6 protein-coding genes are annotated in these 19,879 nt (G+C 67.7%); 2 read left to right on the top strand and 4 right to left on the bottom strand.

Annotation, left to right across the window (positions count from 1 at the left end; translation table 11 throughout):
- Window positions 1–32 precede the first annotated feature (32 nt).
- Together ACNQS7_RS29495 and ACNQS7_RS29490 are read left to right on the top strand one after the other, a co-directional pair.
- A complete protein-coding gene (locus tag ACNQS7_RS29495; RefSeq protein ID WP_418015330.1) occupies window positions 33–797 on the top strand; it encodes an ABC transporter ATP-binding protein in 765 nt (254 codons plus the stop codon).
- Entirely contained in the window at window positions 794–3,124 is a 2,331-nt protein-coding gene (locus tag ACNQS7_RS29490) for an FtsX-like permease family protein (RefSeq protein WP_418015329.1), read from the top strand. Before ACNQS7_RS29495 ends, ACNQS7_RS29490 begins: the two co-directional genes overlap by 4 nt.
- Here ACNQS7_RS29490 and ACNQS7_RS29485 read toward each other — a convergent pair.
- From ACNQS7_RS29485 to ACNQS7_RS29470, 4 genes are all read right to left on the bottom strand, one after another.
- Window positions 3,119–4,156 carry a Gfo/Idh/MocA family oxidoreductase gene (locus ACNQS7_RS29485; protein WP_418015328.1) on the bottom strand — a complete coding sequence of 346 codons (1,038 nt, stop codon included), beginning with the start codon at window positions 4,154–4,156 and terminating at the stop codon, window positions 3,119–3,121. The two genes, ACNQS7_RS29490 and ACNQS7_RS29485, sit on opposite strands and share 6 nt — an antisense overlap.
- Entirely contained in the window at window positions 4,153–5,232 is a 1,080-nt protein-coding gene (locus tag ACNQS7_RS29480) for a saccharopine dehydrogenase NADP-binding domain-containing protein (protein ID WP_418015327.1), read from the bottom strand. The genes ACNQS7_RS29485 and ACNQS7_RS29480 overlap by 4 nt, the downstream gene beginning before the upstream one ends.
- A 133-nt stretch (window positions 5,233–5,365) precedes the next feature.
- On the bottom strand, window positions 5,366–10,687 hold the full coding sequence (locus tag ACNQS7_RS29475; protein ID WP_418015326.1) for an amino acid adenylation domain-containing protein: 5,322 nt from the start codon (window positions 10,685–10,687) through the stop codon (window positions 5,366–5,368).
- A complete protein-coding gene (locus ACNQS7_RS29470; RefSeq protein ID WP_418015325.1) occupies window positions 10,684–19,719 on the bottom strand; it encodes an amino acid adenylation domain-containing protein in 9,036 nt (3,011 codons plus the stop codon). Before ACNQS7_RS29470 ends, ACNQS7_RS29475 begins: the two co-directional genes overlap by 4 nt.
- Window positions 19,720–19,879 lie beyond the last annotated feature (160 nt).

Below are 19,879 nucleotides of genomic sequence, written 5' to 3'. Positions count from 1 at the left end.
TCGCGCCACGACGGAGATGAAATAGTGAGGGCGTGAGCGCACAACCGGACGGCGGTGACGCGGACTCAGAGTCGAGCTCTCGAAACGGCGAGCCGCTGGTGAGGTTGACCGGTGTCGGCAAGACCTACGGTGCCGGGCCCACCCGGGTCATCGCATTGGACGCGGTGGACCTGGACATCCGGGCCGGCGAATTCGTGGTGCTTCTCGGCCCGTCCGGATCGGGAAAGACGACGCTGCTCAACATCATTGGCGGAATCGATCAGCCATCCGAGGGCGTGATCGAGGTCGGCGGGCGCAATGTCGGCGCGCTCAGCCGCAACAGCCGTACGCGGTATCGGCGCCGGCAGGTCGGTTTCGTCTTCCAATTCTTCAATCTTGTGCCCACATTGACGGCGCGCGAGAACGTCGAACTTCTTGCCGAGCTGACGGGACCCGATGCAGGGTCCCGCAGTGCGGCCGCGTTGACGCGGGTGGGTGTCGGGGACGTCGCGGATCGCTATCCCGCGCAACTTTCCGGGGGCCAGCAGCAGCGGGTTGCGATTGCCCGGGCGATCGTCAAGCAGCCGCCACTGCTGTTGTGCGACGAGCCGACCGGAAGCCTGGATCTGACCACCGGTCGTCAAGTCCTGGCGGCCCTGAGTGACCTCGCCCGCCGCGGTGGGCAGACCGTGATCGTGGTGACCCACAATACCGAGATATCTCGGATGGCAGATCGAGTGCTGTGGCTGAATGCGGGCGCGATCAGCAAGAGTGAGTGGATCGAAAACCCGGCGGATGCATCGGAATTGGACTGGTGAGCCGCACGCTGCGCCGCAAGGTGCGTCGCGACGTGTGGCGGGCGCGGTGGCGGTTCGGGGCTATCGCCGTGATCATGGCCATCGGCGTCGCGGTCTTCGTCGCCGCAACCGACAGTTACCGAAATCTGAAAGGCTCCTTCGAACGGTCCTACTCCAGCCAGCGGTTGCCGGACGCCATCGTGTCCGGGCCCGGTGCGGCCGGATTGCGTACCGCCGTCGGCGCGATGGCGGGTAGTCCGCTCGTCGAGATCCGGCACCAGGCCGACGTCGGCATCCGGGTCAACGGCCACGCGCTGTACGGACGCGCGATCGGTGTGCCCGACTCCGGGCAGCCGAGCGTGTCGTTGCTCGACATCCGGACCGGTGCCCTGCCCCGGACCGGCCAGCTGGCCATCGAGCAGCACCTCGCCGAGCATTATCACGTCGCGGCCCGTGACACGATCGATCTGCTGGGAAAGCAAGGCTGGCAGCCGTTTACGATCGCGGGATCGGTTCTGTCGACGGAATACCTGTGGCCCGCGCGCTCCCCCCAGGAGGTTCTGACCACTCCCGAAGACTTCGGTGTGGTGTTCCTGCCCGACGACGAGCTGCTGCGGGTGCTGCCGCAGCCCGTTGAACAGCTGGCCGTGTATGCGCGCGACCGCTCCGCGGCAGACGCCCTGACCACGGCCGTCGGTGCGCTGGCGACAGACAAAGGGCTGCAGTTCCTTCCGCGCGAGCAGCAGCCGTCATTCCACACGCTGCGGGACGATGTCATGCAGTTCGGCAGCCTCGCCGGGATTCTGCCCTGGCTGTTTCTTGCCGCCGTCGTGCTGGGCACCTATGTGCTGCTTTCGCGGATCGTCGCCGCTCAACGCGCCGTCATCGGAACCCTGATAGCCAACGGGCTTTCGCCGGGCGCTGTACGCAGGCACTACCTAGGGTACGGACTCGCCTGTGCCGCAGTGGGAATCCTCCCCGGACTGTTCGGCGGCTACCTATTGGGACAGTGGATTACGACGAAGTACACCGCGGCCATCGCGCTGCCGATGCACCTCACCTCGATTCATCCGCTCACCTACCTCCTCGCGACGCTTGCGGTGGTCGCCGTCGCGATGTCGGCAGCGGCGGCCCCGGCCAATGCCGCCGCGAGACTGCAGCCCGCGGAAGCGATGCGGGTGGCCCCACCCGCGGGCCGGCGCCGAATCATTGGATACCGGTTGCCGCTTGGCCGCATCCCGGCAAGATGGCGGATGGTGCTGAGGTCGCAACTGCGCAACCGGCGCCGGACGGTGTTCACGGTGCTCGGCGTGGCTGTGTCCGTCATCTTGGTGATGGTCTTCGCCGGCATGCGGGACACCCTGCCCGGCATGGTCGATCGCCAGTTCGGGCAGATCGCCAAGCAGGACGGTGAGGTGGTGGTGTCCGGTTCGGCCGGCGCCGTCACGGAGAAGTTGCTCGGCGACCGCGACGTCGCCGCGGCGGAGCCGTACGGTGCTTATGGCGTCTCCGTCACCGCCGGCGCGCAGCGATACCAGACCCTGTTGATCGGGCTGCAGCCACAGAGCCGGATGCACTCCTTCCCAATGGAATCGGGATCGAACCGGTTATCGGACGACGGCGTCCTGCTCGGAGTGGGACTCCGCGATCTGCTGGCCGTGTCGCTGGGCGACCGAATCGACGTGGTGGTGCCGCAGTCCGGAGTGCGACTCACCGAGCGAGTGGCCGGATTCGTCGACGAACCCTTCTCACCGGTCGTCTACATTTCGCTGAATCACCTGAGAGCACAAGCGGGTTCGTTACCCGTCAACGGCGTGCTGATCACCTTGCGTCCCGGGTCCGACGCGCGGGTGGCCGGGGACCGGATAGCCGCCTTGCCCGGGGTGGTCGCCTACCGTTCGGCGACGGCGCTCGCCTCGACCATGCGGCAGGCTTTCAGCCTCTATGACACGCTGGTCAGCATCATGCTGGTGTTCGCTGCGGTGATGGCCGCCGCGATGTTGTATAACGCGATGTCTGCCAACGTATCCGAGCGGCTCGGTGAACTCGGCGCGGTGCACGCTGAAGGCATGGGCGCCGGAATGCTGTCCCGCTTGATCGCCGCGGAAAATCTCGGCATCGCGCTGGTCGGGCTGCCACTGGGCCTGTTGGGCGGCGTACTGCTCGCGGATCGGCTGCTGTCCACCTACCACAGCCTGGGTTACCATCTCCGTCTTGAGATGCAGGCGACGACACCGGCGGTGGTGGCGTTGGCCATTCTCTGCGCTGCCGCGCTGGCCCAGTTGCCCACCGCGGGCAGGATTCACCGCCTCGATCTGGCGCGGATCGTGCGGGAACGCGCGTTATGACGGACCCGGGGCGAGCAAGTCCGCCGCCGAGACATGTTTGGTCACCTTGGCTTCGATCAAGTCCACCGGACCCATCGCGGAGGTGAACTCCGACCACAGTCGGGTCGCCCGGATGAACCTCTGGGTGATCATGGTGGCCGAATTGGCGATCGACGCGATGAAGTCAGCCGCTGCCAGCCGAACGGCCGCCGGCCACAGCTCGTTTCGCACGGTCGACGTGGTCGGCTCGAATTCGATACCGACCAACTCGGAGATGGGCCAGTCCTCCACCGCTGCTTCGGCGCGAGGGCGAGGGTGCCACCGGGTCGGCCCGTGGGTGTGGCTGAGGACGAGTTCGCCGGCGTCTGACCCGACGGTGATGGCATGCAGCAGTCGCGCGTGATTGTCGGGGTCAGTGGGACACAACTCGTTCTGGACCAGTAGGTCGATGGTCACGTCACCGAGCACCAACCGGCCCGCGCTGAAGGGACCCGGCCCGCGTTCCCCGGACAACCGGATGCGCGCCGGCGCCAGGGGTCCGACGACTTGGCTCAGAATGACGAACAACGGGTAGACGACATGGATCGACGACCGCGCATGCACGTACCGGATCCGCTCAATCTCGTCGAGCGCCGTTGCGGCGTCGATGAATTGCCGAACCGGCGCGACCCGGCTGTAAAAGTCGTTGACGGCGTAACGGGCGGAATTCGCTTTCGCGATTCGCAACAGGGACAGAATTTCGTCGGCATGGACGGGCTGCTCCTGCATCACATGGATGCCTCGCGTCAGCAACCGCTCGGCGATCTGGGCGCCGTCCCCGCCGACGACCCCGGATCGCACCACCACGAACGCGACGTCGACGTGTGGCAGGTCGTCCAGGTCCGGGTAGAGCGCGATGCCCAGGCGATCCGCCAGCGCCGCCGATGCCGCCGACCCGGTGGAGACCAGTCCGACCAACTCGACCGGTGAGTCAGCGGCCGCCAGCGCGTCGGCGTAGACCGCGCCGAAGGTCGCTCCCACGACGATTGCGCGCGGACGGCTGGACCGAGTCACAGCGACCCTTCCTCGATCATCTGCGGAACCGGGAACATCGGCGCAACCGCGTGATCGCCGTAGGTCACTGCGGCGTCGGGCACCATCTCGGTCACGAAATCCACCACCCGCCGCGGCTCGTCGACCCGCCAAAAGGGCAGGACACCCGCCGGCAATTCCGCCACCACCCGGGCCGCATAGGCCGCCGCCGCCCCCGTGACGCGATAGCTGTCCGGACAGGTGAAGGCGACCGTCCTGGCGCCGGCCACCCCGACGATCGCGAAGTAGGGTCGGCGTCCGAACATATCGAGCTTGGACGCCGCCAGCACCGCGCTCAGGTCGGCGTCGCGCGTTGCGTCGCCGTCGAGGGCGAGCGCCTGCATCGCCCGGGTGGTGTGCACACCGTCGAACACATTCATCCACGAGACATTCTCGAGACCGAGATACGCTGCTGCCGAGACGGTTTCGGCGTCCAGGTGTGGATGCACCGTGACCGAGTCGGCAAAATATCGGCCCGGTGGCATTCTAGGGTCGGCACGATCGACACGCTGAATCCTCCCGCCGCGCACCTCGGCACCGGGGTGGCTGCTCCGGTCCTGCAGGCTGGCGAGGTATTCCAGCACCGAGGCTGGCGTCAAACGCTGCAGTCCGCCACACCATGCGGTGATGCCGTCGCTCCCGGTAATCAGGTCGCGGGCCAGCTCACGCAGCAGTAGGCCGGAGAGGCCGGGCTGGACACCCGCCTGCAGAACGACCGGAACGGCGGGTTTCGCGGCCGCGAGGTGGTCCAGCAGCGCCCGGTCACCACCCGGGTCGACATAGGGCAGCCCGGCCGCGATGGCGGTCGCGGCTGCTGATGCGCTGAGCCGATGTGAGGGGCCGGCGCAGTTGATTACGACGTCGCAGTCCGGTAGGACGCGGAGATTGGTCAGGTCGAGGCGCGCGATGCTGATGTCGCCCCGGGTGCCGCTGGCCACCTCCCGCAGCCGCGCCTCGTCGCGACCCGCAAGCACCACCGAGGCGTTTCCGGCTTGCGTCAGGACGTCGAGGCAGCTTCTTCCCACGGCCCCGGTGGCGCCGAACAGCAGCACCTTCACGAGTCTGGGGTCCAGCAGTCTGCCAGCAGTCTGGCGACGGACTGCGCGTTTTCGCCTGTCAGACAGTCGAAATGGTTGCCGTCGATGGTGCTGACCGTCAAGTCGCCCAGGCAATAGTCCGACCAGAAGGCGGTCATGTCTTCCTGCAATGTCGGCAGGAAGTGGATGTCACCGCGCTGCCGGAGGAAGTGGATGTCACCCAGGAACGGTTCGGCCGCCCCGTGTACCACGGCCCGCAGGCTGTGCACGAACACTGACCGCAATTCGCGCAGCGAGTCCACATCCCAGGACCGTCCCAGCACTCCAGATTCCGCCAGCAGGCGCAACCGGGCCTCCCCGGTTCCGCACTTCGGCGCAGGCACTCGGCGAGCACCGGCTCGGCGACGCTGCGCAGCGCACCGGCCGGTATGACGTCGACGTATCGGGAGCGGGCGCGCGTGAACGCGCCGCGCACCGCGTCCTCGTCCACGTGCATCCCGAGCACTTCGGGTGGCACTCCGAGGATCTGGGCGAAGCAGTAGTCGAGGATGTCGTCGTCTTCGACATCCATGGGTACCCGGTACGAGCTGACGACGGTGACCGTCTCGACGGCAACGCCGGCCTCTTCAAGACGCTTGGCGATCTCGGCGGCCAGCAGGCCGCCCATGCAGTAGCCGAGCAGATGAACCTTCGCGGGTGCAAGGGCGACAACCGGTTCGCAGTAACGGGCCGCCAGAGTGCTGAACAACTCAGCGGGGGGAATCTGGGAATAGCCGTCACCGGGCACCCTGCGCAGTCCGTACAGGTCGGGCACCCGGTCTCCCGCCCGCAGGTGGGGAACCAATCCGTCATACGGGCCCAGTCCCCCGCTCCCGTCGTGCACCAGGACCGCGATCTCCCCGCCCTGGGAAAAGCCCTGGCCCGCACCGAGATAGACCAGCGGCGACACTACAGGCCCGGATGCACCCGGTGCGCGGACGGCCGCGGGGCGGCGCACCGCATCGGCGGCGGCGACCAGGGTGGGATTGCTCACCATCGCGCGGAGTAGCTCATCCCAGGCCAGCCCGGAGGCTTCGGCAATCTCCCGACGGATCCGCCCGATCGCCTGCGCCATCAGCAGCGAGTCACCGCCCAGTGCGAAAAAGTCTGAGGTGGGCGACAACTGGTCCACGTCGATTCCCAGCACCGACGCCCAGATGGTGGCGATGCGGGATTGCATTCCGTCCAGAACAGCCGGGCGTCCGCCCGCCGCACCGCCGGTGACCCGGGCCGCGGCCCGAAGGGTTTCGAGTTCGGCGATCACCGCGCGCCGGTCGATCTTGCCGTTGGCGGTCAACGGGAATGCCGGCAGACAGACCAGCTGCTGGGGAAGCATGTGACCCGGCAGCGCCCGCCGGGCACCCTCGATCAGTTCTGCGGGCCGCAGCGCTTGCGCGGGAGATGCTGAGTCACACCAGAACACATGCTGGCCGAGCAGACCCAGCGGATGCCCGGGCGGCGGGAAACTGTGCACCTCGCCCAATGGTGACTGCCGCAGTGCGTCGTGCCACTGCGCGTAGGAGAAAAACGCTGAGTTCGTCTCGGCGCGCACATCGGTGAAGCCGTGCAAGCCTTCCTTGAATTCCATCGAGATCATCAGCGGATGGTTGACGGCCGTGGCGTCGACGAAGACGAGGGACCCTCCGGGCGCCAGCAGGCGGTCCAGCATCACGAGTGCGTGGTCGATGTTGACCGCGTTGTGCAGCACATTGGCGCACACGATGACGTCGAACGATCCCGCGGCGAGGCCCTGCTCCGCGGGAGGCCGATTGATGTCGAACAGGCGGTAGTCGATGAAATCGTGCTCTGCGAACAGGTTTCGAGCACGGGCGAGGAAGAAGTGGGAAACATCGGTGAAGGTGTAGTGCACAGGATAGGGCGCCAGCGCGGTGATCAATCCCACGCTGGTGCCGCCGACACCGGCGCCGACCTCGAGGACACGTAGCGCCCGCTGCGCCGTCGCCTGGCCGGCGCGTGCGGTGATGCCGGAGGTCAGCACGTGATTGGTGTACCGGCTGACCAGGTTGTCTCGGTAGGCGGCCGTCGCGGTGTCGACGGTTCCCTCTGGAAAGAGCAGCTGTAGCGGGTCGACGATGCCGGCCAGCAGTCCGGGCAGGTGCTCGATGCATTCCCCGACATACGCCAGCAGGTCGTCGCCGTAATCGACCACCGCGCCCAGTTCACGTACTCGCTGCCAGTCGGCGACGCAATCCGAAAGATGCTGGCGGTCAATCAGTTCAAGCCGACCTCCGGCCTCCAGCCGGACCCGGCCATCGTCGGCGAGCGCATCGAGCCACCGGTGGAACAGCCGGTGCAGGCGGTCCGGGAGCGACAGCCGGCGAGCCAGCTCGTCGACGGCGACCAGTTCACCCGCGGCCACAGCCGTGCCCAGCGCTGCGGACATGCTCATCAGCGCGGTTGCGCGGGCTGCGGACGCGAAGAGCAGCACCTTGTCGACATCGAGATCGGCGATCTGGTGGCGGTGCGCCTTGTCGAGACCGCGCCGGACCGTCGCCGCGTTGAGGTGGCGTTCGGCATGCTCCTGGTCGTCGGCGGGGTCCGGGACCACCGCCGCGGCAATGATGCGTTCGTGGGGCGCCGCACCGATGGCGGCACTCATCGCGCCACGCACGCCGGGCAGGGCGCTCAGTGCCGATTCCACTTCCGCCAACTCGATTCGGTGCCCACGGATCTTGACCTGATTGTCCCGACGGCCGAGCAACTCGATCACGCCGTCGTCGGTGACCCTGCCGTAATCGCCGGTCCGGTAGAGTCGCTCACCGCTGACGGGGTGGGTGATGAACGCCGCCGCGGTGTGGGCCGGGTCGCCGAGATATCCGTGCGCGAGACTCGCTCCGCCGATGTGGATCTCGCCGATCTGCCACGGTGCGGCCGGTTCGCCGCGGTGGGTCAGAACGTGGACAGTCTGGTTGCGCATCGCCGTGCCGTACGGGACGCTGCGGGTGTAGCGGCGCGGCTCGATCGGGTGGCAGATCGACCAGATCGCCGCCTCGGTCGCACCACCGAGGCTCAGCATCGACGCCTGCGGGGCCATTGATGAGATCTGTCTGGGTTGGGACACCGGGATCCAGTCGCCGGACAACATGATTTGTCGCAGCGTGGGCAGCTGGCGCCCCGCACCATCGTCCAGCAGCAGTTGCATCTGCGCCGGCACCGAATTCCAAACGGTGACAGAGTGTTTCGAGATGGAGTCGGCCCACGCCCGGGCGTCGCTACGCCCGCCGCCTGCGGCGAACACTATCGCGCCGCCCGCCGCTAAGAGCCCGAACATGTTGTATACCGAGAGGTCGAAGGTGTGCTGGGAGACGGCGAGCACCGCGTCGCTCGCCGTGATGCCCAGTCGGTCGTTGATGTCGGCCACCGTGTTCATCGCGGCGCGGTGAGTGACCATGACTCCCTTCGGCGTTCCGGTGGACCCCGATGTGAAGATCACGTACGCGATGTCGTCGGGTGCTGCGGCGGTCGGGCCGACGGCCGTGCCGCCTGGGTGCCAGGTCGTCGGTTCGGCGAGGAGGTTGTCGATCGGTCCGCCGGGTTCACAGACCACGGCCGGTGCACATTGCCGGGTGACCTGCACCGTCCGCTGATCCGGCCACTCGACGTCGAGTGGCACGTAGGCCGCACCGGCCAGCAGGGTACCCAGAATCGCGGCGACTTGACTTCGGCCCTCCGGCAGGCGAATTGCGACATAGTCACCCGCACCGACACCGGCGGCTGCCAACTCGGCCGCCACCGACCGGGCCGCGGCCAGCAACTGACCGTAGGTGGTCGACTCATCGCCCTGCCGGATGGCCACCGCGTCCGGCGTATGCGCGGCATGATGTACGAAACCCGAATGCAGGAGCGTGGTTTCGCTGGCCTGCAGAACCGGGGCGGGCGCCGGGGCCGCCACCGGGAGCACGGGGTGGCCCCAGGCCGGCGGGTCGGTGCACAGCCTCCGCAGCACGTCGCGGAAGTCGGCGAAAGCCCGGTCGAGGACCTCGTCGCTGATCGCCCCGTCCCGGGTGTCCCAATTGATCTCGCATTGACCGCCCGTCTCGAACACCTGGCAGTCCAGCAGCACCTGGGGAGTCTGGCTCAGACCACGCCCCGGTATCGGTTGCAGGAACGACGCGTTGGCGCCCAGGTCCTGCACGATGCCGGCACCGAGCGTCGAGGTGAGCACCACGGGTGAATGCGCGCCGCGATTCTCCTCGCTCTGGGCCAGCATGCGCGCAACCTCGACGCCGCCGACGGCGGAATGGTCCATGTCCTCGAAGAGACGCCCGCCGATGGTCCGCAACAGCTCGGTGAACGGGCGCCCGTCCCGCACGTCCACCTCCAGCAGGCTGGTCCCGGTGAAGTCCCCGACCAGCCGGCCGACGTCCGGGGTGAAGGGATGGCGGCCCATGGTGGTCAGCGTGAGCAGGAAGTGGTCGCGATCACCGTAGCGGCCCAGCACGCTGCCGAATGCCGCGGTGATCGCGACGCTGGCGGTGGCGTCATGCCGGGTCGCGAGGCGGCTGAACGCGGCGAACTGGTCGGCAGGTAGCCGCATCGACCGCCGGGTGAACGTCGGTGCGACCACCAGCACCGACCCGGCGGGCAACAGCGGCAGTGAAACCGGCGGCGGAAGCTGGCCCAGGCGGGCCTTCCAGTAGGCGAGATCCCGCTGCCTACGCGAGGCGCCGGCCACCGTCCCGCGCTGATGCGCGACGTTCAGCAGATAGTCGCGAAAGCTGAAATCGGCTGAGGGCAGCGGATGTTCCGGCGCGAGCAACAACCGGCCGAAGTCGGTCATCACGATCGAGATGCTGACGAAATCCGCGATCAGCAGATCGACGGAGACATGCACCACCGTGTCGCGGGGTCCGATCGTCACGACGATGTCGTACATCGGCCCTTGACCCAGCGGGTAGGTCCGGTGGGCCAGTTCGTCCGCGATGCGTTCGCGCTCGGCGAGAATTCGCTGGTGGTCGGCACTCTCCCGGACCGTCAGGCCGTCATCGACCTCGCGGCGGATGATCTGGTAGCCGTCGGGATGGACGACACAGCGCAACATGTCATGGGCCTCAACGACTTTGCGCCACGCGCTCCGATAGGCGCGGGCGTCCGGCCTGGCGACCGTGTGATCGACGGCGAACTCCGCGTACCCGTGGCAGCCGACACCACCCCACTGAAAGGCCGACGTGCGCCCGACCGAATAAGCGGCCTGCACGTCGGTGAGGGGGAAAGGCTCGAACCTGTCCTGCGGCGCCCGCAGCACCTCGGTCTCGCGGTTGAGTTCCGCGATGAGGTCCGACTTGGCCGCGGACAGTTGCGCTTTCAGCTCGGCGTCCAGTACCCCCTGCGGAGCCCGGAAGCGCAGGTTCGCACCGTCGACCCAGAGTTGCACGCCCATGCCGCGCACCTGCTGGATCAACCCGGCGGCGCTCACAGCACGCCTTCTTCGAAGTCCGAATCGCCGGTGACCGTCCTGAGTTGGGTCACGAAATCGCCGATCACCGGATATTCGAACAACAGCCGCAGCGTCGCGGCGGCCGACACGTCCCGACTGAGCTGTTCGACCACTCTGGTCGCCGTCACCGAGTCCCCGCCCAGCCGAAAGAAGTTGTCGCCCGGTTCAACACGCGGCAGCCCGAGCGCTGCCGCGCATATCCGCAGAACCTTGTCGCTGAATTCGTCGCCCCGCACCTCCGGGTGTGCGACTTTCACGGCGGCCGCGAGCATGCCGTCGACCATCGTGTCGAGGTTGTGCCGTGCGGCTTCCCGCGGAATCGCCTGGGTGACGAAATCCCACGAGAGCGACAGTCCCCCGGCGCTCTCCCACATCTGAAAGTCCAGCACCGTCTGCGGCGTCTGGGACAGGCCGAATACCGGCCGGCCCAATCCGGAGGGCGTTCCGGGAGATGTGCCGATCAGGCCGAGCCCGCTGGTGAACACCACCGGGAACACCGCTTTCGCCGGTTGGCCGTGATGGCGCAGCAGCTCACGTTGCAGCCATACCGCGTCGGCGGCGCGGTGCGGCAGGTCGGTGGCGAGTTGCCGCTGCAATCGGCGCGCCTGTTCCCATATCGACGCGGTCGAATCGACTCGGCATTCCAGCAGCAGCAGCGAGGTGAAGTCGCCGATGACATGTTCGATTCCCGGCACATCGGGATCGCGGTCGAACAATGTGACGTTGACGCAGAAGTGGTCGGTGCCCGACCACCGGCCGAGCACCCGTGCATAATGCGCCAGCAGGAACGAGGCGGCGGTCACTCGTTCGGCGCGGCACGCCTCGGTCATCCGTCGCCAGTCGGTCGCCCCGACGGTGGCTTCCACCCGCTCGAAGACCGGTCTTTCGATGTCGAGCAGCACCTGCGTCGCAACCAGCTGCGGCGCCGGCGGCAGCGAGGGCAGCCGGGCGCGCCAGTAGTCACGGCTGTCGGCCAGCCTCGGCAGGACGACTTCGTCTGCGTCGGGCCACAATTCCGGGTGACCCGCCACATAGCGTGCGAATGTTGCAGAGAGCAAGGGCAACTCATCGGTTCTGCCACCGCGGTAGAGGTATTCCAGCTGCGCCAAAGCGATCATCATGCTGGTGCCGTCCAGCATGATGTTGTCCATGCTGATCCCCACGACGGCGCGTCCGCCGTGGGACATTTGTACGCCGAAGTCGATCCCGGGCCGCGTCGTCAGATCGATCACCTGATCGAGCAGCGTTGTCCGCACATCCTCGTAGCAGCGGACCACCGGTTCGATCGGGGCCGGATGCACCACCGCGCTCCAGCGCGACGACTCGGGCATCACGGTGGTACGCAGGCCGGGATGGCGGTCGATGAGTTGCCGCGCGGCCGTGTCGAACCTGGCCGCGTCGAAATCGGGCACCTCGAATTCGAAATAGCAATGTGCGGCAACGCCACTGAGCATGAAACCGCCGAATCGGCCGGCCAGGTAGGCCTGCTGAACGACGGTGAGCGGATAGGACGATTCGTCGCCGGGCGCGACGCCTGACCGCCGCCGCGCAGGATGCGCTGCGGCGGGCATGCCCGCGTGCTCGGCGAGCTCGGCCAGCACCGGATGGTTGAACAGGTCGACGAGGGCCAGCCGAGTGAAGCCGGCGCTCTGCAGGTCGGCGTACACCCTGGTGGCCACCAGGCTGTCACCGCCGAGCAGGAAGAAATCGTCATCGGGGGCGGGTAGGGCGGATCCGGCAATGTTCAAGTGCCGCTGCCAGATTCCGGCGATCGTCGCCAGCACCGACTCGTCCACGGCCGGGACGGGCGCTGGGACCGCCGCCGGCGGTGCCAGCTGGGACACCTCCGCCGCCCAGGGCCGCCGATCGTGCCGTCGGGGGTGGGCGATGATCGTCAGGCCGGGCCCGTTCTGCGTCATCTGGGCGGGCCGCCAACGCCGTTGCGCCAGAAACCGCCACCACTCGTCCGCTGCGGGCAACGACCCCGCCGAGAGTAGGTCGGGATTCAGCACGGCTGCGCTGGCCAAAGTGGCCGTGGTGACCTCGCAGACTTCGGCCACCCAGAGCCACCCATCCTCGGCCACGGTGACCGCGTCAAGCGCCGCGCCCGCATCCGTGAGCTGATGCAGGGAGCCGCAGCAGACCACGACATCGACCTCGGAATCGGCCAGTTGGCCGTGCGAATTGAGTTGCCGGACAACGGACTGCATGTTCCGGCCGGCGGCGATGGCAGCCAGAACCGGGTTCGGCTCGAAGCACAGGTACTCGTCTGCGACCGCACCGATCAGACCGGTGAGCCGCTGGGTGATCAAGCCGGTCCGCGAGCCGACCTCCATGATCCGCAGCCGCCGGCCGACTCGGCGCGAGTGCGCGAAGATTCGCTCGGTGAGCTCGTCGAGCGCTCCCCGCAACCGCTGATCGGCGAGCAGTAGCGCCTCGGGAGCCAGTTGTGGGTCACCGATCAACGTCTGCGGGGAAGCCGCGCCGGTCACGATGTCGGCCAGCCTGCGCGCCGCCCGGTCGGTGTCCCGGTGCACCGCGATGCCGCTCCGCACTTGTTCCCAACGCCGCACCAAGGCTGCGTACTCCGGGCGGACCTGTTGCGGGCCGCACAGCCCTCTTGCCGAGGCGATCACGGCGGCCGGCCAATCGGACTCCCCGGTCGCCGGAATGGGCTCGGGGACGCGCCCGTCGCGCACGACACTTTCGAAGTAGGAGAATGCCTGTGCCAGCGCCTCATTGGAGATGATCCCGGCGGCCACGTCCCAGCTGATCCGGGCGCCGCCGCGGTCGTCTTCCACCTGACAGTCCAGCCACACCCCCGGTGTCTGAGTCAGGGTGCAAAGGCTCGACAACTCGGCGGCGTGCTGCGGGACCAGTCCCAGCGTGCTGGTGAAGACGACCGGATACCCCGCCGAACCGGCCGCCCGCAGCGCGGCAAGGTGGCCGGTCGCATCACCGGTATCGCCGACCCCGCGCCACAACTGCTCCTGGGCGTCAGAAACTGCCTCCCGGGAGCCGGGTTCGGCGATGCTGTAGTCGAGGTCGCACAGCATCAGCCGGGTGAAGTTGCCCAGCACCTCACGGTCAGCCGGCGCATAGTCGGGACGGTGCGAGATCGGCACCACGATTGCGAACCGCGGTCCGGCCCCCGTTGCATACAGCGCCGCGCCGAAAGCCTCGAATATCAGCGCGGTGGGGGTGACACCCAACCGGGAAGCCCGCTCGCGCAGGCAGCCGAACTCGCGTGGGTCAAGCGTGCAGGTGGACCTTGCGAAGCGGACCCGGGCGTCGTGGTCACTGGCGTCGTCAACGCATAACGGCAGCGCCGGTGGCGGGCTGTGCTCGTGCGCGTAGCCGTTGTGGGGTGTCTCGGCCGCAAACCGCGCGAAAACGGCAGCGCCGCAATCGACCTGGAACGGCCGCGGCGCGCGCTGGTAGTCAGCGACGATCGTCGCGATGACCGTGGTCAGACTGCGCGCATCGAGGCTCAGGTAGTTGATCAGCAGCCCGATGTGGCGCGATGAGCCGGTGAGCGCAAAACACTGGACGGCCGGAACCGCGCGCGGATCGAAAGTCGCGCCGGCCATTCGTTGCATCAGCACGTCCGGGTCGAGGCCGGCGACCATCGTGACGGCAACCGGCCCGGTGTGGGCGTGCACCCGTTGTCCGGTGTCGGTATCCAGCGCGCAACGCAGCATGTCGAACTCATCGACGCATCGACTGACAACGGCGGCGAACCGGGCCGGGTCGATCTCCTCGCCCAGCTCGGTCGCCGCCAGCACCACCGCGAAGTATGTTGGCGCGCGGACGGTTCCGTTCAGTCCCGCGCTGCCGAGCACGTACGCCTGCTGCAGACGCGTCAGCGGGAACTCCGCCACGGGGGTCACTCGGAAGTCGCCGCCCGCAGCGTGCGGAGGCGGGCCGGTGACGCATACCGAGCTGAACTCGCGCAGCGTCTGGCGTTTGAGCAGTTGACCGACGTCCGCGCCGTGCACACCCTTGCGCCTCAGCTCCAGGGCCACCTGTGTTGCCCGCAGGCTGTCCCCGCCGTGACGGAAGAAGTTGTCATCGCGGCTGGTGATCGGTGAACCCAGTACCGCCGACCACACCTCCGCGACAAGCTGTTCCACCGGGGTGAGCCCACCGCTCGGCTGCCGGGCCGGTGCGGTATGTGCGCCGGCTTCGATTTCCTCGGCGGCTCTGCGGCGATCGACCTTGCCGTTGCCGTTGAGCGGCAACGTGGAGCCGAAAAGGAAAAGGTTCGGAATCATGTACTGCGGCAGCCGGGACTCGAGGTGCATGCGCAACTCGGCGGAATTCGGTTCCGCGGCAGCATATTCCGCGACTACGACGGCACCCAGTGCCCTGTTGCCGTGGATGGGGACCACCACGGCGCTACCGACTCCCGGGTGTCCCCGCAGCACGTGCTCGATCTCGCCGCATTCCACCCGGTGGCCGTTGATCTTGACCTGGGCATCGATCCGGCCGAGGAATTCCAGGGTGCCATCGGGCCAATAGCATCCGAGGTCGCCCGTGCGATACCACCGCCGCCCTTCCTCGTCCGCCACGAATTTCTCGGCGGTGAGCGCCGGTGCGTGCTGGTAGCCGAGCGCGACGCCCGCTCCACCGATCCACAATTCACCCGCCACGTGGTCGGGGCGATCCTCGCCGGTGGCGTCGACGACCCGGAACACCTGGTTGGACAAGGGATATCCGTACGGGACCGACTCCCAGTCGGGGTCTGGGTCGGCGGCGACCACGAACTCGTTGGACCAAATCGCGGCCTCGGTGGCGCCGCCCATCGCGATCAGCCGCGCCTGCGGGGCGACGCGGTGCAGGCGCCGCGGCATGTCGAGCGGAATCCAGTCACCGGAGAGGAACACCGAGCGTAGGGTCGGCAGCGCGGCGGGTTGGCCTCCCACCGCGATCAACAGCATGTCCAGCAGCGCCGGCACCGAATTCCAGATGGTCACCGAGAATTCGGCGGTCAGCTTCTTCCAGCGGAACGCGTCGCGACGATGCGACTCGGAAATCGTCACGACGCTGGCGCCGACACTCAGTGGCCCGAAGATGTCGTACACACTGAGATCGAAATCCAGCGCCGACAGTGCCAACAGGACGTCGGCGCCGCCGATTTCGTTCCGGCGGTTCACGTCGACGATCGTGTTCAGCGCCGCCGCGTGGGAAGTGAGAACACCCTTGGGTTCGCCGGTTGAGCCGGACGTGTAGATCACATAGGCGATGTCGTGCGGGTCCACCGGGATCGGCTCGGCCGGCGCGCTCCGAAACATGGACCCGATGTCGTGCACGACCGGGCTCGCAGTGGTCGCGCCGTTCTCCCGGCCTTCCGACCGGATCAGACCCGCCATTGCGGACAGCGCGCAGATGCGGGCGAACCGCTCGCCGGGCTGATCCACACCGACCGGCAGGTAGGCGCAGCCGGACATCAGGACTCCGAGCACGGCGACCACCTGCGCGGGTCCCTTGGGAAGCTGAATTCCGATGACCGAGCCCGGCGTGTGCCGAGCGGCCAGCGCGCCGGCGACGCGGCGTGCCAGTTCGTCGAGTGCGCCATAGGTCAGGTGCGGGTGAGCGGCAGCGATCGGATCATCACCGTTCGGGTCCGAGACGAATTCGTCAGCAGCCCAACATAAAGCGATCGCAGCGGGGTTGCGTTGCGCGTGCTCCCGGAACGCCTGGTAAAGCAGTCCCGACGGCCTGGGCACGGTCGTGGCGTTACGGCGTTGCCGGGCCAGGGCTGAATGCTTCGACAGCCCGATCGGGACCGCAGCGGCCCAGTCGTGGCTGCCGAGGCGCTCCAGCAGCCCGACGTACGCCGCGAACATGTCGGTGACGACACCACCGGGAAAGCAGCCCGCGCGGTAATCCCAGGACACGATCAGCCCGTCACCGAGCGCGCCGACCTGGTTGTCGATGATCACCTGCGGTGTCATCGACGTCACTTCGCCGACGGCGCCCAGGGTTTCGGCGTCGGCTTGCCGCAGGACGGTGGTGTCCGCCGCGTAGGTGAACACCACCGGGACGATCCCACTGTGCCCGGTACCCGCCCGCAGTTGGTCCGCCAACAGGTCGGTGGATTCGGGTGCGGCGAGCGCGGCGCGCAGGCCTTGCTGTGCGTTGCGCACCTGCTCGGCGATAGGGGTTCGAGCATGCCCGCCGGTCCGGTACAGGTGGGTCTGGGTGAAATCACCGATCACGTCCGCGACACCGGGCGGACGGCCGAAAGTCGTCACGTTGATCAGGAAGTCGTGTGTGGTGCTCCAACGTTGCAGTACCAAGGTGTACGCGGCGAGGAAGGCCGCGGCCCGGGTGACGCCATGAGCGCGGCAGGCAGCATCCAGGCCGGCGATCGAGTCGCGGCTCAGCATGTGTTGCTCACGCCGGAACACGAGGTCCCGCTCTTCGACCCGGGGCAGTTGCGGGCCCTCGGGCAACAACTCGGCATCGTCGCGGGTCGGCGATGACGTCCGTGCCGCTACCTCGAAAGCGGCAGAAGAGCCGGGCAATTCATCACCGCGGTAGAGCGCGGCCAGGTCGCGCAGGAAAATGCCGATGCTGGTCAGATCGGCGATGATGAGGTCGATGGCGAAGTGCAGGACGCAGCGATCATCCAGACGCGTGAGCTCGACCCGCCAGGTGTCGCCGCTTTCGATGTCGAACCGGTGGGTGCGCAGCCGGGTGCGCACCTCGGCGAGATGCCGGTGGGGGTCGGTGGTACCGGTCAAATCGTGTGTCCGCAACGGGGCGTGGATGTTCTGCGGCGCGACGTGGAATCGGTCGGCGTCGGGAAACGTGCTGCGCAACATCGGGTGCCGGCGCGCCAGTGCGTCCAGCGCCGCGTCCAGCCGAACCGGGTCGATGGCCGCGCCGCCCAGTTCGAAGTATGTCTGACAGCCCACCCCGCCGAGTGGTTGTTCGGCGCCGCGGCCGACCCAGTATGCGCGTTGCAATGCCGTCATCGAGCCCTCGACGCCGACCTGCCGCGGGCTTATCGGTGCGGCGGCGTCATGGAGCCGTTGCCAATTGTCCAGAGTCGGCTCGGCATAGAGGTCGGCGAAGTCCAATCGTCGTGACCGCGCTGCCGACCATTCCACGATCTGTGCGACCATCACCGAGGTCAGGCCCAGGGTGACCAGATCGGTACCACCGGTCAGATCACCCGCCGCCATGCCGAGTAGGTCCGCGACGCGGACCGCCAACGCCGTTGCCGCGACCGGGTGTCCCGGATTCGCCGAAATCTGTTGTACGACATCTAATTCGCCCGCGGCGAGCAACTCGAGTGTTTTGCGCCGGCGAATTTTCCCGGACGTCGTCCGGGGTAGCGTCCGCTGCCGCACCCAGACGATGCGCTCCGGTGCGGTCTGGTGCGCGGCCAGAATCCGGCGGTGCAGAATACGACTCAGATCGTCGAGATCGTCTGCCGGAGAGCTCGTTTCGACGACGAGCCACCACGCTCCCGCGGACGCTTCCGGCTGAACCGCGCAGGCGCCCCCGTTCTCGACACCACAACCGGCCTCTTCGACGGTCAGCTCGATGTCGTTCGGGAAGTAGTTGCCGCCGCCCACGATGATCAGGTCGCGGTACCGACCGCAGATGTACAGCTCGCCATCCCGACGGAATCCCGCGTCGCCCGTGCGCAGAAAAGGCCCGGCACCGTCGGAGGTGTTGGCGCCGAACGTTTCCGCCGTCTGGTCCGGCCGCCGCCAGTATCCCGCCGGCAGGCCCTCGCCGGCGACCCAGATCTCACCGACCGTGCCGTCGGGCAGCGTCATGCGCTGCTGCGGATCGACGATGCGAACGTCCCAACCCAGTGTGCTGTCGCCGCAACTGATCAGGGTGCGGGCGCGCCGATCCGCCGGATCGTCGCTGCACCCGACTGCACGACCACGGTTGAGTTGCTCGGCGTCGAAGCTCGCCCGCACCCATGGCCGGGGACTCGTGGTGCCCGATACCGCCAGCCCGGCTTCGGCGAGCCCGTACTGCGGAGCCAGGACGTCGGCCCGCAGGCCCGCCGGCTGAAACTTCGCCGCGAAGTCGCGCAGCGTGGCGGGCCGGACCGGCTCCGCGCCGTTGACGGCCAGGCGCAGGCAGGTGAGGTCCAGAGATGTTGCGCTCGCGTCGTCGAAGGCATCGACACAGAGCCGGTAGGCGAAATCCGGTCCGGCGATCCAGTTTCCGCGGACCTCATGGACGGTCTGCAGCCAGATGCGCGGGTTGCGCACGAAATCGAAGGGCGGGATGACGGTCGCGGTCCCACCGGTCGCCAGGGCGAGCAGCACCCCCCAGAAGATGCCCAGATCGTGATACAGCGGCAGCCAGCTGACGGTTCGGATGTCATCGGGGTGATTCCACAGCGTCAGTCCGATCGTGCGTTGACAGAGCATCGACTTGTGGGTGTTGACGATCCCCTTCGGCTCCCCGGTGGAGCCCGAGGTGTACTGCAGGAAGGCGACTTCACCGGCGGCGACGGCGCGCCGCGCCATCCGCACGCTCGAGTCCGGCGTCCGCAGCGCGATTCCGTCCAGGAGCGCCTCACCGTCGAGCGTCTCGGCAAGGGCGGCGCTCGTGTAGACGGCCGCCGGTTCACAGTCCCGCAGAATGTGCTGCGCCCGTCGCAGGAAGCGCTCGGGCGCGTCGGCGGCTGGCAGAAACAGCGGGACGGGGATCAGCCCGGCATCCATCGCGGCGATGAAACCGGCGACGTAGTCGGCGTCTCCGGCCTGAGCCATCACGACACGGGATCCCGCCGGCAGATCCCCGAACACGTTGTCCCGTATCCGGCGGACCTGCTCCCACAGCCGCCGGTAGGTCCATACTTCCGACCCCGCCAGGTCGACCATGCGCAACGCGACGGCTTCGGGACGCCGGTGCACCCAGTCGGCGATCACATCGGGGACGCGCCGATCCGTCAGCGGGCCGCCGTTATCCCGCTCGCTCTGTCCATCAGGGGACCGGAGTTCGGGTGTCCCGGTCGACACGAACACCATCCCTTGACTCCTCCGAACCAGGCGACAGGGCACACCACGCGGTGTCGACCCGTCCTGCAAGCAAGTTACTACTTGCAAACGATGTGCAACACGTTCTCGGGCGTCAAGACGCTCGGTGAACTTCTCCGAAAGGACCCGAAGCGCCCGCCGCTGTCGAAAC

The organism is Mycobacterium sp. 23, from assembly GCF_048287075.1.
GTDB classification, from domain to species: Bacteria; Actinomycetota; Actinomycetes; order Mycobacteriales; family Mycobacteriaceae; genus Mycobacterium; species Mycobacterium gordonae_B.
This window is presented reverse-complemented; position numbering and strand designations above follow the sequence as displayed.